Genomic DNA, 310 nt, shown 5'->3' on the forward strand with positions numbered 1-310 from the left:
GTTATAGCCACAACACTATTGGCTCTGTTAGCGGTGTAGGTGTTCTTTTTAGGTCGTTTGATCCAGAAAAACCAGATCAACACAACAATGAAGATCAGAAGCATTTGAATTCCTCCGCGAATTCTCTTCATGTGCCGTTTGGTCTTGACTACCAGGAGGGCTGGCGTTTGCCAACCTGGAGAAATAACAGTCAGGTGGTTTGATTGCTCTACAATGCAGCAAAAAATGATCTTATCGAAGGCCTGAGTCAATGAATGATTTCATCTGAGGTAATTTCGAACGTTAACTTTTTTTGTGGCCTGCCTTCTAT

General features: G+C 42.3%; 1 protein-coding gene. It reads left to right on the forward strand.

Annotation, left to right across the window (positions count from 1 at the left end; translation table 11 throughout):
- Positions 1–203 (forward strand): hypothetical protein (locus Q4563_RS18485; protein WP_303605550.1); only part of this gene is annotated, 203 nt, incomplete at its 5' end.
- Between the last annotated feature and the right edge of the window lie 107 nt (positions 204–310).

It is taken from the genome of Gilvimarinus sp. 1_MG-2023 (assembly GCF_030548285.1).